At 73.8% G+C, this 16277-nt stretch carries 9 protein-coding genes; 6 read left to right on the forward strand and 3 right to left on the reverse strand.

From position 1 onward, the window contains the following. Positions 1 to 25: 25 nt before the first annotated feature. Positions 26 to 904: a sigma-70 family RNA polymerase sigma factor gene (locus ACFYUV_RS49260; RefSeq protein ID WP_387682698.1), complete on the reverse strand. Its 879-nt coding sequence runs from the start codon at positions 902 to 904 to the stop codon at positions 26 to 28. Then, positions 901 to 1293, reverse strand: coding sequence for a VOC family protein (locus ACFYUV_RS49265; RefSeq protein ID WP_387682700.1), 393 nt, complete (start codon positions 1291 to 1293; stop codon positions 901 to 903). Before ACFYUV_RS49265 ends, ACFYUV_RS49260 begins: the two co-directional genes overlap by 4 nt. Positions 1294 to 1496: 203 nt before the next feature. Here ACFYUV_RS49265 and ACFYUV_RS49270 point away from each other — a divergent pair, with 203 nt between their 5' ends. Next, positions 1497 to 2666 carry a cellulose binding domain-containing protein gene (locus ACFYUV_RS49270; protein WP_387682702.1) on the forward strand — a complete coding sequence of 390 codons (1170 nt, stop codon included), beginning with the start codon at positions 1497 to 1499 and terminating at the stop codon, positions 2664 to 2666. A gap of 146 nt (positions 2667 to 2812) precedes the next feature. On the opposite strand, the gene ACFYUV_RS49275 is transcribed toward ACFYUV_RS49270, so the two are convergent. Continuing rightward, positions 2813 to 3388 (reverse strand): TetR/AcrR family transcriptional regulator, encoded by a 576-nt coding sequence (locus ACFYUV_RS49275; RefSeq protein WP_352360008.1) that lies wholly within the window; start codon positions 3386 to 3388, stop codon positions 2813 to 2815. Positions 3389 to 3472: 84 nt separating this feature from the next. Here ACFYUV_RS49275 and ACFYUV_RS49280 point away from each other — a divergent pair, with 84 nt between their 5' ends. The 5 genes from ACFYUV_RS49280 to ACFYUV_RS49300 all read left to right on the forward strand — a co-directional run. Beyond that, complete coding sequence (locus tag ACFYUV_RS49280) at positions 3473 to 3880, forward strand: VOC family protein (RefSeq protein ID WP_387682704.1); 408 nt, start codon at positions 3473 to 3475, stop codon at positions 3878 to 3880. 51 nt (positions 3881 to 3931) lie between these two features. Then, entirely contained in the window at positions 3932 to 4291 is a 360-nt protein-coding gene (locus ACFYUV_RS49285; RefSeq protein ID WP_387682706.1) for a hypothetical protein, read from the forward strand. Between the two features lie 100 nt (positions 4292 to 4391). Further along, on the forward strand, positions 4392 to 4883 hold the full coding sequence (locus tag ACFYUV_RS49290) for a tetratricopeptide repeat protein (protein WP_387682708.1): 492 nt from the start codon (positions 4392 to 4394) through the stop codon (positions 4881 to 4883). 1535 nt (positions 4884 to 6418) lie between these two features. Continuing rightward, a complete protein-coding gene (locus ACFYUV_RS49295) occupies positions 6419 to 11098 on the forward strand; it encodes an amino acid adenylation domain-containing protein (protein WP_387682710.1) in 4680 nt (1559 codons plus the stop codon). Beyond that, positions 11095 to 16277: amino acid adenylation domain-containing protein (locus ACFYUV_RS49300; RefSeq protein WP_387682712.1), on the forward strand; the 5183-nt coding region annotated here is incomplete at its 3' end. The genes ACFYUV_RS49295 and ACFYUV_RS49300, both read left to right, overlap by 4 nt.

Genomic DNA, 16277 nt, shown 5'->3' on the forward strand with positions numbered 1-16277 from the left:
CAGACGCGACAATGACGGCCTCGGCTCAGGCCGGGGTGGGCTGGTCGTCGAGTACGGCGAGCTTGGCCGGGTCGACGACGATGTGGATGCCGGTGATCCGGCCGCCGGTGACGGTGAAGGCGATGGCGGACAGCGGGGTCCCGTCGGCGCGCCAGGACAGGTGGCCGGGGAGCCCGTCCACCAGCACGGGCCGCTGCCCGGCGACCTCGCCGGAGAACATGCGGGCTCCGGCGGCGACGGCGGTGGCGCCGAGAGTGACGACCACGCCGCCGGGGGTGTCCACGGTCAGCTTCACGTCCGGGTCGAGGACCCGCAGCAGCGCCTCGAAGTCGCCGCCGAGCGCGGCGGCGCGGAAGGCGTCCACGGCCTCCCGGTGCTCGCGGCCGGGGCCCGCCGCCCGGTCCGTGGACCGGACCTTGCGGCGGGCGCGGCTGGCGATCATCTTGGCGGCGTCGGCGGACCTGCCCAGGATGTGGCCGATGTCCTGGAACGGGACCGCGAACAGGTCGTGCAGGACGAACGCCAGCCGCTCGCTCGGGGTGAGCGAGTCGAGCACCACGAGGAGGGCGAGGCCGACCGAGTCGGCCAGCGCCGCCTGCTCGTCCGGCGTGGGCTCGTCGTCGGGCGTCACCAGGAGGTCCGTGAACTCCTGCCCGTACGCCGTCTCGGGATGGGCCTGGCGGGATCGCAGCAGGTCCAGGCTGATGCGGCCGACCACGGTGGTCAGCCAGCCCGCCAGGTTGCCGATGGCCGACACGTCCTGACGGACCAGCCGCATCCAGGCTTCCTGGACCACGTCCTCGGCGTCGGCGTGCGAGCCCAGCACGCGGTAGGCGACGGCGCGCAGCCGATCGCGCTGGGCCTCGAACACGTCAGCCACCGGGCCGGACGGGTGCACGGTCACGGCCTGCGCTGCTGACGGAGGGAGATCCGGTTGCCGTCCGGGTCCACCGCCTCGGCGCGGACGCCGAACGGGTAGTCCACGGGCTCGGACTCCTCGAAGGTGACGCCCCGCCCGCGCATGACCTCGAAGTCCTTGCGCAGGTCGTCGGATTCCAGGATCAGCGGGCCCGGCGCGCCGTTCCCGCCCGCGACGCCCGGCTGCCCGGCGGCCGGCGCATAGGACCACAGGAGGATCTGGACCGGGCTGCCGGGCACGCCGACGGTGAGGAAACGGCCGTCGGGCCCCCGGACGTCGATGCGCTTGTCCAGGCCGAGCCCCGCGGTGTAGAACTCCAGCGCGCGGTCCTGGTCGGTGACGTAGACCGTGGTGTACATGATGGTGGTCAGCATCCTGCTCTCGATTCACTCGTGGGTCTGACGACCGTTCGTTCTCGGTCGTCACCCCCATGACGAGTGGCGGCGGGAAAAGGTAACACGGCCGGTCCGGCCCGGCGGGTTCCCGGCTTTACGGAACATGAAAACTCGTTCACGATCACTGCGAGGGGGTGCAGGCTCGATCAGAAGGGGGCCCTATGCGGCCTGGCAGACGATCCTTGGGAGCGGTTGGCCTCACCCTCGGATTCCTCACTCTGGCGTTGTTCCTCGCCGCGCTGGCGATCGGCCCGACCGGGAGGACGGCTCTGGCCTCCGTCCCGGCGGCGCACGACGTCGCGCACGCGGCCGTCCCGGCGGCGGCTGTCTCCGGGGCGGCTGTCGCGGCTGTCTCAGGGACGGCCGACGACGCGCCGCCGACCCGTCCCGGGGGGCTGCGGCCGTGCCCGGTGCCGTTCGCCGCCAACCCGACCGGCTACGCGTCCATCTGCTGGGCAGCCTCCTCCGACGACACGGGCGTCGCCGGGTACGACCTGTACCGCCTGGACCCGGACGGATTCGTCCTCGCAAGCAGCACGACCAGCACGATCGGCGGCTTCTCCGGCGAGCTGAACCGCCTCTACACGATGTACGTCGTGGCCAGGGACCTGGCGGGGCACCTCAGCCCGCCGTCCGCCCTGATCACGGTGCCGGCGACGCTCGGGATGACCCCGTCCAGCTCGCCGACCCCGCTGCCGGGCGACCATGTGCCCCCGTCCAAGCCCGCCGGGCTGCGCGACGCGTGCCTGCAGGACTACCCGGGTGTCACGTTCTGCTGGCAGCCGTCGACCGACAACGTGGCGGTGACGGCGTACGACGTGTACCGGGAGACGGCGACGGCGTACAGCAGGGTCGGCACGGTCCTTCCGCCGAGCCTGAACTTCGCCGAACCCGGCCTGGTCGTCGGGCAGCGTTACACGTACGTCGTGGTCGCCGAGGACGCGGGCGGCAACGTCAGCGTGCCGTCCGACCCGCTGTCCGCGCTGGCCAGGGAGGGGCTGCCGTCGCCCACCCCGTCGTCGGGCGCGCCGTGCACGGTGACGTACCGGGCCACGACGGGAGGGCCGCGGCTGGACGCCGAGCTCGTCGTGCGCAACACCGGCACGGCCCCGGTCGACGGGTGGACGCTGACGATCGACTACCCGGCGGCGGCCGCCGTGCGTCTCGTCTCGGGCTGGTCCGCGAACTGGACCCAGGCCGGTGCGGGGGTGGCCGGCGTGAACAAGCAGTGGAACAAGGTCATCGGGGTCGGCTCGCAGACCCAGGTCGGGTTCACCGCCACGTACGGCGGCGGCGCGCCGCCTTCGCCGGCGAGCTTCGCACTCAACGGCAAGACCTGCGCAACGGGCTGACGTTCCGGCTCGTAACTGCTCGGCGGGGACGGCCACGACGACCACCAGCCCTGCCCCGCCGAGCCCGACCGGCTCAACCGTCCACCTCCCGAGCCCAACCGGCCATCGTGGCGAGCGCGAACTCCCGGTGGCGGGGGTGGGCCGCTTCAGGCGCGTAGGGCGTCGAGGAGGCGGGACAGCGCCGCCTGGGTGTCGGCCAGCTCGTCCGGGGCGGACTGCGCCAGCCACAGCGCGGCCTCGTTCATCGCCCCGGACAGCAGGCGGGCCAGCGGCGCGACCGGCTGGGCCGGGATGGCGCCGGCCGCGACGAGGGCGGCCAGCGCCTCGGTCAGGTGCCGGACGCTGGTGGCCTCGTCGATCGCCCGCCACTCGTTCCAGCCGAGCACGGCGGGGCCGTCGATCAGCATGATCCGCTGCACGTCGGGATCGGCGCCGGCCGCGACGAACGCCGCGCAGCCCGCCTTGAGCTGCGCCCACGGGTCGTCCTCGGCGTCGGCCGCCGCGGCCACCCGGTCGGCCACCTCGCGCTGCACCTGCTCCAGCACGGCCCGGAAGAGGTCGGGCTTGCCCTCGAAGTGGTGGTAGAGAGCGCCTTTGGTGACGCCGGACTCGCCGACGATCTCCGCCAGCCCCACCCCGGCGTAGCCCCTGGTCGCGAACAGGCGCCGCGCCGTGGCGAGCAACGTGCGGCGGGTGCGTTCCTTCTGCTCCGTCCTGGTCACTGCGTCCCCTTTGACATACCGACGGTATCCCAAATAGTGTACGCCCACATACCGTTGGTACGTGAAACTGATGAGGAGGAACGCATGGAGCTGAGCAGCGTGTATCCGGTGGTGTGCACGGCCGACCTGGCCGCTTCGAAGGACTTCTACGTCCGGTTGTTCGGATATGAGGTGACCTTCGAGGCCGACTGGTACGTGAGCCTGCGCCGCGGACCGTACGAGCTGGCCCTGCTCGACCACCGCCACCCGACGCTGCCCGCCGCCTACCGCCGTCCGGTCGCGGGGCTGCTGATCAACTTCGAGGTCGCCGACGTCGACGCCGAGTGGGAGCGCCTGGTCGGGCGCGAGGGGCTGACCCCTGAGCTGGCGCTGCGCGACGAGGACTTCGGCCAGCGGCACTTCATCGTCGCCGACCCCAACGGCGTCCTCGTGGACGTGATCACGCCGATCCCGCCCTCGCGGGAGTACGCGTCCCAGTACGCGCCCGAGTGAGACCGACGCCGGGTGCTGGACCGGTCGTACGCGTACGTGAATCATGAAGGGGTGCGTACGGGTTTCACCCATGAGGCGACGATCGTCATGGACGCGGACGGCGATGTGCGCGCCCCCGGCGCGGCGATCACCGTGGCGCTGTGCGGGCACTGGGAGCACGAGCCGCCCTGCCCGATCGCGGCGCACCACACGACCGCCGACCGGCAGGGCGACGTCGTCCGGGTGCGGGTCCTGTTCGCGGCCGAGGCGGCGGCCGAGGCCGACGTACGGGCCCGCATCGACGCCGCGCTGGCGCGGGGGACGCTCGACGGCCCGGACGGGGTCACCACCCGATGGCGGCTCCTGGACACCCGGCCCGGCCGCCCGCGCGCGGCCGAACTGCCGCACCTCGAACGTCTCCGGCGCGGCTGAAGCTCGCCGAATTACGGCGGCGGTCACGGCTCGGCGGCCCTCCGGATCGGTCCCGACAAGTACGCTGACCGCTGTTTCGCGCGACAGTGAAGGAGCACCGATGACCGCCGATCCGACGATGGCCAGGATCGGCCAAGGGGTGGACTTACACCACCACCAAGGCCGGCCCGAAGCCGCTCGCGAATTGTTCGCGCAGATCTGGGACGACATCGGCGGCGAGCAGGGCGATCCGCTGCACGTCTGCGTTCTCGCCCACTCGATGGCCGACGTCCAGGACGACGTGCGCCAGGAGCTGATGTGGGACCTGCGCGCGCTCGCCGCCGCCGACCAGGTCACCGACGAACAGGTGGCACAGGCCGGGGTGTCGCTCCCGGTGGTGGCGCTGTACCCGTCGCTGCACCTGAACCTGGGCGAGTGCTACCGCAAGCTCGGCGATCTCGACCGCGCCCGCGACCACCTCGACCAGGCCCGAGCCGGGATCGACGCCCTGGCCGACGACGGATACGGCCGACTCATCAGAGGCGGCCTGGACCGTCTGGCCGACCTACTGAATTCCAACAATTCTTCTGTCACCCCACCCACGAAACCCTGAACCGATTTTCCCGGCACCATTTCGCACCAGAGCAATTCCCCTCGAACCCCCGGAGCCCCTTCGGCGAATTCCTCAACAACGAGCTCTAATTCCCGAACGACAACGGCGCCCAATCAATTGAGAGCACCACCCCACCCGAGCGTCTCGCCTCCACCCGCGGCGGCCCAATGGCCCGGCGGTCCGGCGGCGAGGGCCTGGGAGCCCGGGGAGTACGGGGAGCCTGAGCGGCACGGGGAGTCCGGGCGGTCCAGGAGCGGACAGACCGGAAGCGGACGCCCCCAGAGCGGACAGCCAGGAGCGAACGGGCCGGGAGCCGGGGCCGGGGACCAGGGAGCGGGATCGGGGACCAGGGAGCGGGGAACTGTGGCCGGGAAGCTCTGAGCTCGGAGCTGGGGACCTGCCATGCCTCCAGACCGCCCGGCGGGCCGAAGGTGTGCGCGGCCAGGGCAGCCAGACCGGGCGCGCCCACGTCAGGCGCGGCGAGAGTGGGAGCAGCAAAGGCACGCCAACCAGACACACCTCCACCAGTTCCCGGCAGAGCGACCGCCCCTCCATCAGACACGCTCGGACGGCGACGAACAGGCCCGCCCCGGCCGCCCCAGACGACAACACCAGGACGGCCCCAGCGGACTCGGACGACAACACCCCGGCCACGCCACCCACTCCCACCTCACCTCACTCCATCGCACTGTCCGGCCGCACGGTCCCACCCCGACATCCCCGCCCCGTCATACGGTCGCCACGCCGTCCAACGTCCCCGCCCCGCCATACCGCTCGATCGCCGTCGGGCCGCACCGCCCAACTGCTCGACCGGCCGCACGCCCCGCCGCCTGGACTCTGCCGCATCGCGTCCTGCGGCGGGCGAGCCCGGCGGTGTCCGCCGAGTCGTCCCTTGCCGCCCGACGTCCCCGCCCCTCCTCGCCGTACCGCGTGACCGCACCGCCACCACGCCACCACGCCACCGACCGGGCACCCCGCTGCCTCACCTTGCCGCGCCACCCGGCCATGCCGCCCGCCCGCTCTCTGCCGGCGCCCCCCACGCACCGCCACCCGGCCGCGACGCTCCGCCGCAGGCTTCCTCCGCCCAATTTCCGACCTCGTTCACGCCGATCACCGGCCCGGTCGGACCCGAGCCGCCATGAACCCTCGGACGCCCCCAGCACGCACGCCCTTTCCTGAGGAGGCTCGGCGCCCGAGGCCCTCATCGGCGCCGCACCTCCACCACGCCAGCACACCCGCACCAGCACCAGCACACGACGGAGACCACCGGCAGGCCCAAAACAGGGAACGCCACCCCCACAGAACGGACGTTCTTCCGCCGGCCGAGATCACGAATTCGCCACCCGGAGATCAGCCACTACACACGGTCACAGAATCCCCCAGAGTTTGACCGGAAACCCTTACGCGACGTCATTCAGGCTGACGGCCAACTCCGCCCCGGAAAGCACTCGACAAAGCGATCATGCGGATTATGCTTCATCGCGCAATTTGTACGTATTTGCCGCCAATCGCGGTGGGTTTTACGGGGAGACACCATGACCGACGACGTGAAAGGCCCGGGGGCCGGCACACGCGTTCACGAGGCCATATCCATCCAGACCAGGAAAAGTCCTGACAGCATCGCCGTCATAGCCGGCACCACCCGCCTCACCTACGCCGAGCTGGACCGCAGGGCCAACGGCATCGCCCACACGCTGCTCGACCGCGGCATCGGACGCGGCCACCACGTCGGCGTCTGCCTGGAACAGGGCGAATGGCTGCTCCCGGCGCTACTCGGCGTGTGGAAGGCGGGCGCGGCCTACGTGCCGCTCGACCCCGCCTACCCCGCCGAGCGCTTACGGTTCATGGCCGCGAACGCCGAGGTCACCACCGTGCTCTCCGCGACGGCGCTGGCCCCGACGGCCGCCCTCACCGGGGCGGAGGTCGTCCACGTCGACGACGTCGCGCCGCGCGAGGACGCGCCCGGCGTCGCGGGAGACGCCGCCGACGCCGCGTACGTGATCTACACCTCCGGCTCCACCGGGACGCCCAAGGGCGTGGTCGTGGAGCACCGCAACACCATGAACTTCCTGACCTGGGGCGCGTCGGCGTACACCGCCGAGGAGCTGGGCGGCATGCTGGCCAGCGCGTCGATCTGCTTCGACGCCTCGGTCATGCTGCTGTTCGTCCCGCTCGTCGCCGGCGGCACGGTGATCATGGCGGAGAATCTGCTGGCGCTGCCGTCCCTGCCCGCCCGCGACGAGGTGACGACCGTCTTCGGCGTCCCGTCCGCGCTGTCGGTGCTGCTGCGCGACCCGCTGCCGGCCGGGGTGCGGACGGTGGTGTCGGGCGGCGAGCCGCTGACCGCCGCGCTGATCCGCCAGATCTACGCCAACCCGAACGTCCGGCGCGTCCTCAACATGTACGGCCCGACCGAGTGCAGCACCGCCTGCACCTTCTTCGAGGCGGGACGCGACTTCGACGGCGAGCCGCCGCTCGGCGAGCCGCTGGCCGGCGCCGTGCTGTCGGTGCGCGACGCGCAGGGCCTGCCCGTCCGGGACGGCGAGCTGGGCGAGCTGTGGATCGGCGGCCCCGTGGTGGCCCGCGGATACCTGGGGGTGGACTCCCCCGCGTTCGGCTCCGGCCCGGACGGCGTCCGCGTCTACCGCAGCGGCGACCTGGTCCGCCGGGTGGACGGCGAGCTGCGCTACGCGGGCCGGGCCGACGACCAGGTCAAGATCCGCGGCATCCGGGTCGAGCTCGGCGAGGTGGAGGCCGTGCTGGGCGGCCACCCCGCGGTGCGGCGGGCCGTGGTGCTCGCGCAGACCGGTGAGGACGGGGCCGCCCACCTGGTCGGCCATGTCGCCGCGACGGACGTGAGCGAGCCCGAGCTGCGCGAGTGGCTGCGCGACCGGCTGCCCGGCCATCTGGTCCCGGCCCGGATCGGGATCAGCGAGACCCTGCCGCTGGCCCCCACCGGGAAGGTGGACCGCGCCGCCCTGCCCAGGCTCGGCTCCACGCGGCTGGTCGCCGCCGCGCCGGTCGCGCCGAGGACCGACGACGAGCGCCTGGTGGCCGACGTCATCGCCGAGGTGCTCGGCCTGGACGGGATCGGCGTGCTCGACCGCTTCGCCGACCTGGGCGGGCACTCCCTGGCCGCGGTCAAGGTGGTGAACGAGCTGTCGCGCCGGCTGGGGCACACCGTGCCGCCGGCGGCGTTCCTGACCGAGCCCACGGCGGCCGGGCTGGCGTCCCGGCTGCGCGAGACCGTCCAGGAGCCGGTGCGGCGGGACGGCGGCCGGAGCACGTACCCGCTGACCGGCATGCAGCGCGAGTTCTGGACCCTGCGGCAGCTCCATCCGGGCAAGCCGGTCACCACCGTGTCGGTCCGGCTGCGGGTGAGCGGCCTGCGGGACGCGGCGCCGCTGCGGGCGGCGCTGGACGCCGTCGTGGCCCGGCACGAGGTGCTGCGCAGCACCGTCGCCGTGGGCGAGGACGGCGTGCCGTACGCCGTGACGCATCCGCCGGTTCCGGTGCCGTTCGCCGAGCACGGGCCCGAGGCCGACCCGGAGCGGGTGGCCAGGCGCGCGGGCGCGTACGTGTTCGACGTGGCGGACGAGGTGCCGCTGGTCCGGGCCGAGTTGTGCTGGACCGGCGAGGCGGCGGCCGAGCTCGTGGTCGTGACCGATCACCTCGCCTTCGACGGCGGCTCGGTCGGCATCCTGATGGACGAGCTGGCCGCCGGGCTGGCCGGACGGCCGGTGGCCGGGCCCGCCGTCCAGGTCGGCGACGTGGCCGTGCGCGAGCAGGAGGGGCATCCGGAGCTGCCGCGGCTGCGCGAGTTCTGGCAGCGGGAGCTGTCGGGGGCGCCGGTGACGCCTCCGGCGCCCGCCGACCTGACGGCGGCGCGGGTGACCAGGCCGCTGCCGGAGGAGTTCGTGGCCGGCGTGTCCGCCCTGGCCAGGCGGTGCGGCGCGACCCCGTTCGCGGTCTACCTGGCCGGGCTCGCCCTGGCCGGCGCCGAACCGGACACGCTGATCGGCGCGGTCGCGGCGCGCCGCGCCGGCGCCGAGCTCGCCGGGGTCGTCGGCCCGCTGGTCGACACCGTGCCGGTACGGCTGCGGACCGGTGACGCCGCGACCTTCCGCGACCTGGTGCGCCAGGCCGCGGACGCCACCACGCGGGCGCTGATCCACCAGGAGCTCCCGCCCGCCGAGCTGCCCCGCGCCGCCGTGCTGCTGGCCATGCAGCACAGCGAGGTCCCCGTGCGCGTGGACGGTCTGGAACTGCTCACCGAGCTCGGTTCGGGAGCCGCCGGCCACGAGCTCAGCGTGCTGGTCAACCGCACCGCGTCCGGCGGCGAGCTGCACCTGGAGTACGCCACCGCCCTGCTCGGCCGGGACCGCGCCGAGGCGTACGTGGACCGCCTGATCGCGCTGCTCCGGCACGCCATGACGGACCCCGGCCGCGAGCTGGAGCTCGTCACCCCGGACGAGCGGGCCGCGCTGCTGGCGCTGGCCGCCGGGCCGGAGCTGCCGCGACCGCTGCCGACCGTGCCGCGGTCGATCGCGGCCCACACCACGGGAACGGCCGTGGTCGGACCCGACGGCACGTCGCTGAGCTTCGCCGACCTGAACGACTGGGCCGACCGGGCGGCGGCGACGCTGCTGGAGCACGGCGTGGCGCCCGGGGACGTCGTCGGCGTCTGCCTGCCGCGCGACCATCTGATGCCCGCCGTCCTGCTGGCGGTGTGGCGGGCGGGCGCGGCGTATCTGCCGATGGATCCCGAGCACCCGGCCGAGCGGCTGCGCCTGCTGGCCGAGGACGCCGGGGCCCGCGTCGTGCTCGCCAGGGGCGGCGTGCCGGGGCTCGACGTCCTGGACCTCGACCGGCTGGCGCTCGACGGCCGCGCCGAACTGCCCGAGGTCCGGCCCGACGACCTGGCGTACGTGATGTACACCTCCGGCTCGACCGGCACGCCCAAGGGCGTCGAGGTCACCCACGCGAACCTGGCCGCCCTGGTGGCGGGCACGGCGGCCGCGCTGCGCCTGGGCCCGGACGACGTGCAGCCGGCCGTGGCGCCGCTGACGTTCGACGCCGCGGCCTCCGAACTGTGGACGGTCCTGACCTGCGGCGGGACCAGCGTGGTGGTGGACAGGGCCACCGCCAGGGACGGTCACGCGCTGGCCGAGGCGGCCGCCAAGGCCACGGTGCTCGACCTGGTGCCGACGGCGTACCGGATGCTGATCGAGGCCGGCTGGACGGGCGACGCGGAGCTGCGCGCGGTCACCGGCGGCGAGGCGCTGGACCCGGGCCTGGCCGCGGAGATCCTGGCGCGGGCCGGCGAGTTGTGGAACGCCTACGGCCCCACCGAGGCCACCGTCACCTCGACCATGCACCGCGTGTCCGCCGGCGAGCCCGGCCCGGTGCCGATCGGCTCGCCGATGCCCGGTGAGCGGGCCTACGTCGTCGACTCGCGGCTGCGGCTGCTGCCGCCGGGCGCGGTGGGCGAACTGCTGCTGGGCGGCGCGGGCGTGGCCCGGGGATACCGGAACCGTCCGGGCTTGTCCGGATTCGTGGAGGATCCCTTCGTCCCCGGCGGCAGGTGTTACCGGACGGGGGACCTCGCGCGCTGGCGGCCCGACGGGACGCTGGAGTTCCACGGCCGCCGCGACCACCAGGTGAAGGTCCGCGGCTACCGCATCGAGCTGGGCGAGGTCGAGGCCGTGCTGCACGAGGTGGCCCAGGGCGCGGTGACCGTGTCCGGCACGGGCGCCCAGGCCCACCTGGTCGGCTACGTCACGCCCGAGACGGCCGATCCGGCGGCGGTGGAGCGACATCTGCGCGCCCGGCTGCCCGACCACATGGTGCCGCGGCGGTGGGTGGCGCTGGCCGCGCTGCCCACCCTGTCCAGCGGCAAGGTGGACCGGGACGCCCTGCCCGCGCCCGGTGACGGCCCGCAGGCCGAACGGGTCGCGCCCGCCTCCGACGCCGAGATCATGGTCGCCTCGATCTGGGCCGCGGTGCTCGGCCGTCCGGCCGTCTGGGCCGACGACGACTTCTTCGCCCTGGGCGGCAGCTCCTTCGCCGCCACCCGCGTGGCCGGACGGCTCCGCGAGGTCCTGCAGCTCGCCGTGCCGGTGCGGCTGCTCTTCGACCGTCCGGTGCTCGCCGACTTCGCCGCCGGCCTGGAAGAGCTGCTGCTCGCCGACCTGACGGGCGGGGTGGAGGCATGACCGAGGTGCAGCGCGACCGGGTCGCCGACCTGCTCCGGTCCCGTCTCGCGGCGGCGCGGGCCGCGGCCGAGACCCTTGAGGAAGCCGCTCCGGCGGGCATCCCGGCACTGTCGGCCGCGGACATGCCGCTGTCCCCGCTCCAGGAGCGGCTGTGGTTCCTGGCCCAGCTGGAGCCGGACTCCCCCGCCTACAACGTGCCGCAGGCGCTGCGGCTGCGCGGGCCGGTGGACCTCGACGCCCTCACCGGCGCGCTGGCCGACGTCGGTGAGCGGCACTGGGTGCTGCGCGGCGTCGTCGAGGGCCGGCGGGTGCGGCCGGCCGCCGCCGTGCCCGTCAGCGTGGTGGAGGTGAGCCCCGGGTCGCTGGAGCGGGAGCTGCGGGCCGAGGCCTGGCGGCCCTTCCGGCTGGACGCCGAGCCGCCCATGCGGGCCACGGTGTTCCGGCTCGGCGCCGACGACCACGTGCTCGTGCTGGTCCTGCACCACATCGTCACCGACGCCTGGTCGGAGCAGGTGCTGCTGCGCGACCTGTCGGCGCTGTACGCGGCCCGGCTCGGCGCCGGCCCCCGTCCGGAGCCCCCGGCCCTGCAGTACGCCGACGTCGCCGCCTGGGAGGCCGGCCAGAACGCGCACGAGACGGCCGGCGAGAGCGACCTGGACTGGTGGACGCGGCGGCTGACCGGGCTGGCACCGGTGCTCGACCTGCCCACCGACCGGCCCCGTCCCGCCGTGCCGGCCTGGAGCGGGCGCACGGTCGGCTTCGAGGTGCACGGGGAGCTGGCGGCCAAGGTGCGGGCCACCGCCGGGACGACGCCGTTCATGGTCTTCCTGGCCGGGTTGCAGGCGCTGCTGGGCCGGTTGGCCGGCAGCGACGACATCGCGGTGGGCGTCCCGCACGCCGGGCGGCACCATCCCGACACCGAGGGCGTGGTGGGCTGCTTCCTCAACACCCTGGTGCTGCGTACCGACGTCGGCGGCGACCCCACCGGGCGCGAGCTGCTGGCCCGGGCCCGCACGACCGCTCTGGACGCCTTCGCCCACAGCCGCACGCCGTTCGAGCGGATCGTGGAGCGGTTGCAGCCGGAGCGGAACCTGTCGGTCACCCCGCTGTTCCAGGTGATGCTGAACGTGTACGACAGCGTCACCCCGATGAGCCTGCCCGGGGTCGAGGTCGTGGCCGAGCGGCTGACGTCGCCGACGGCCAAGTTCGATCTCAACCTGACGCTGGAGGATCGCGGGGACGGGTTCGACGGCGTGCTCGAATTCCGCACCGACCTGTTCGACGAGGCGACCGTCCGCAGGCTGGTGGACTGGTACCTCACCCTGCTCGGCGGGATGTTGTCCGACCTGGACGCGCCGGTCGGGGCGGTGCCGCTGGAGCCGGTGACCGGTCCCGTCCTGGCCGGTCCGGCGCCCACGGACGCGCCCGGCCAGGCCGTGCACCACCTGATCGAACGGTGGGTGGACACCACCCCGGACGCGCCCGCCGTGGTGGGCGCGGATCGCAGTCTGTCCTATGCCGAGCTGGAGTCCTCCGCCAACCGCATCGCGCACTGGCTGATCGCGGCCGGGGTGCGCGCGGACGAGCCGGTCGGCGTGCTGCTGGAGTCCGGGGCTTCCCTGGCGTGCGCGCTGTTCGGCATCCAGAAATCGGGCGGCGGATACCTGCCGATGGATCCGACCTATCCGGCGGCACGGATCGCGACCATGCTCCACGCCGCCGGGGTCCGAGCCGTGATCACGATGTCGGAGTTCACCGACCGCCTCGGCCCGGACGTGCGGGTCCTGGAACTGGACCGACTGCCCGACCTGCCCGCCGAGCGACCCTGCGTGGACGTCCGGCCCGAGCACCTGCACCACGTCATCTTCACCTCCGGCTCCACCGGAACCCCCAAGGCCGTCGCCGCCGAGCACCGCAACGTGCTCGGCTACCTCAACGGGATGCTCCCCCGCATCGACGCCCCCGGCGGCTCGTTCGCCGTGGTCTCCACGCCCGCCGCCGACTTCGGCCTGACCTGCGTGTTCGGCGCGCTGACCACCGGCGGAACCGTCCACCTGCTGCCACGCGAGACCGCGATGGACCCGGCCGCGTTCGCCGACTACCTGACCCACCACCAGGTGGACGTCGTCAAATGCGTCCCCAGCCACCTGGAACTCCTGGCCTCCGGCGGCGACCTGGCGGCCGTCCTACCAGGCAAACTACTCATCCTCGCCGGCGAAGCCTGCCCCTGGGACCTCGTCGAACGAGCCCAGGACGCCAAACCCGGCCTGCGCATCCAGAGCCACTACGGCCACACCGAGTCCACCATGATCTGCCTGGTCTGCGACACCGACCAGATCCCCGCGGAACGCCGGACCGGGATCGTCCCGCTGGGCCGTCCCCTGCCGGGCGTCTACGGCCATCTGGTGGACTCGCGGCTGCGGCCGGTCCCGCCGGGTGTCCCGGGTGAGCTGGTCGTCGGCGGGCCCGGCGTCACCCGCGGCTACATCGGACTGCCGGACCTGACCGCCGAACGCTTCGTCCCCGACCCGCTCTCCGGCGACGACCGCTGCTACCGCAGCGGCGACCTGCTCCGCCTCACCGCCGACGGACAGATCGAGTTCCGCGGCCGGGTCGACGACCAGGTCAAGGTCCGCGGCTACCGGGTCGAACTAGGCGAAGTGGTCACCGCCCTGCGAGCCCTCCCCCAGGTCTCCGAAGCCGTCGTCCTCCCGATCGGCGAGGGCAAGGCCAGGCAGCTGGCCGCCTGGGTCACCCCCGCGTCGGCGAACGTCCCGGCGGTCCGGTCGGCGCTGCGCGAACGGCTGCCCGACTACATGGTCCCGGCCCACATCGTCACCCTCGACCACCTGCCCCTCAACCCCAACGGCAAGATCGACCGAGCCGCCCTCCCCGAACCGCAGCAGGAGGCGGCGGCCTTCGTGCCGCCGAGCACGGCCGCCGAGCGACTGGTGGCCCAGGCGTGGGCCGAAGTGCTCGACGTGGACCAGGTGGGGGCGAACGACGACTTCTTCACGCTGGGCGGCCACTCCTTCGCCGCCACCCGGGTGGCGGGCCGCCTGCGCGAGCAGCTCGGCGTCGCCGTACCGGTGCGTCTGCTCTTCGAGCACTCCGTGCTCGCCGACCTGGCCGCCGCGCTCCCCCGTCCCGCCTCGGCGGCCGTGGCGCGACGCGAGCGCGTGGAGGGCCCGGCGCCGCTGTCCGGCGCCCAGGCCAGGCTCTGGTTCCTGGCCCAGCTGGAGCCGGACGGCACGGCCTACAACGTCCCGATGACCCTGCGGTTGCGCGGGCCGCTGCAGGCGGACGCGCTGCTGGGCGCGGTCAGGGACCTGGCCGAGCGGCACGAGGTGCTGCGCAGCGTGATCGTCGCCACCGGCGCCGAACCGGTCCTGGAGGTACGGCCGGCCGCGGAGGTGCCGGTGACCACCGTGACCATCGACCGTTCCCAGGTCGACCGGGCGGTGGCCGAGCAGCTGGCCACGCCGTTCGCGCTGGACCGGGAGCCGCCGATGCGGGCGGTCCTGTTCGTGGTGGACGACGCGGAGCACGTGCTCTCCCTCACCTTCCACCACATCGCCACGGACGCCTGGACGCGCGGCCTCCTGCAGTCGGAGCTGTCGGCGCTGTACGCCGCCCGGCTGGGACTGCGCCCGCCGCCGGGCCCGCCGCCCGCCCAGTACGCGGAGGTGGCGCCCGTCCCGGCCCTGGCCGATCTGGACTGGTGGGCGGAACGGCTGCGGGGGCTGCCGCCGGTGCTCGACCTGCCGACGGATCGTCCTCGGCCCGCGGTGGCCGACCCGGCGGGGGCGTCGCTGGAGGTGGAGCTGCCGGCGGAGCTGGCGGCCAAGGTGCGGTCGGCGCCGGGCATGACGCCGTTCATGGTGCTGCTGGCCGGGTTGCAGGCGCTGCTGGCCCGGCTGTCGGCGAGCGCGGACATCGCGGTCGGCGTGCCGGTCAGCGGGCGGGACCATCCCGACACCGAGGGCGTGGTGGGCTGCTTCATCAACACCGTCGTGGTCCGCACCGACCTGGGCGGCGACCCGACCGGCCGGGAGCTGCTGGACCGGGTCAGGGAGGCCGCGCTGGGGGCGCTGGCCCACGCGGGAGCGCCGTTCGACCGGGTGGTGGACCGGCTGCGGCCCGAACGCAACCTGGCCGCCACCCCGCTGTTCCAGGTGATGCTCAACTACATCCCCGACCAGGGACGTCCCGAGCTGCCCGGCCTGGAGGCGACCTCCATCGAGCTCCCCGAGCGGACGGCGAAGTTCGACCTGGACCTGTACGTGCTCGACAGCGGTCCAGGATCGCCGCTGCGCGGGGGCTTCGGCTACCGCACGGACCTGTTCGACGAGGCGACCGTCCGCAGGCTGGTGGACTGGTACCTCGCCCTCCTGGACGGGATGTTGTCCGACCTGGACGCGCCGGTCGGGGCGGTGCCGCTGGAGCCGGTGACCGGTCCCGTCCTGGCCGGTCCCACGCCCGTGAACGCACCCGGCCAGGCCGTGCACCACCTGGTCGAACGCTGGGTGGACACCACCCCGGACGCGCCCGCCGTGGTGGGCGCGGATCGCAGCCTCACCTACGCCGAGCTGGAGTCCACCGCCAACCGCATCGCGCACTGGCTGATCCAAGCCGGGGTGCGCGCGGACGAACCGGTCGGCGTGCTGCTGGAGCCGGGCGCGGACCTGGCGTGCGCGTTGTTCGGCATCCAGAAGTCCGGCGGCGGATACCTGCCGATGGATCCAACCTATCCGGCGGCACGGATCGCGACCATGCTCGACGCGGCCGGGGTGCGAGCCGTGGTCACGATGTCGGAGTTCACCGACCGCCTCGGCCCGGACGTGCGGGTCCTGGAACTGGACCGACTGCCCGACCTCCCGGAGAGCAGGCCGGAGAGCGCGGTGCGACCGGAACACCTGCACCACGTGATCTTCACGTCGGGCTCCACCGGCACGCCCAAGGCGGTGGCCGCGGATCACCGCAACGTGCTCAGCTATCTCAACGGGATGCTCCCCCGCATCGACGCCCCCGGCGGCTCGTTCGCCGTGGTCTCCACGCCCGCCGCCGACTTCGGCCTGACCTGCGTGTTCGGCGCGCTGACCACCGGCGGGACGGTGCACCTGGTGCCGCGCGAGACCGCGATGGACCCGGCCGCGTTCGCCGGTTACCTGGCCGAGCA

This window comes from Nonomuraea sp. NPDC003560 (genome assembly GCF_042878785.1).
Lineage (GTDB): Bacteria > Actinomycetota > Actinomycetes > Streptosporangiales > Streptosporangiaceae > Nonomuraea.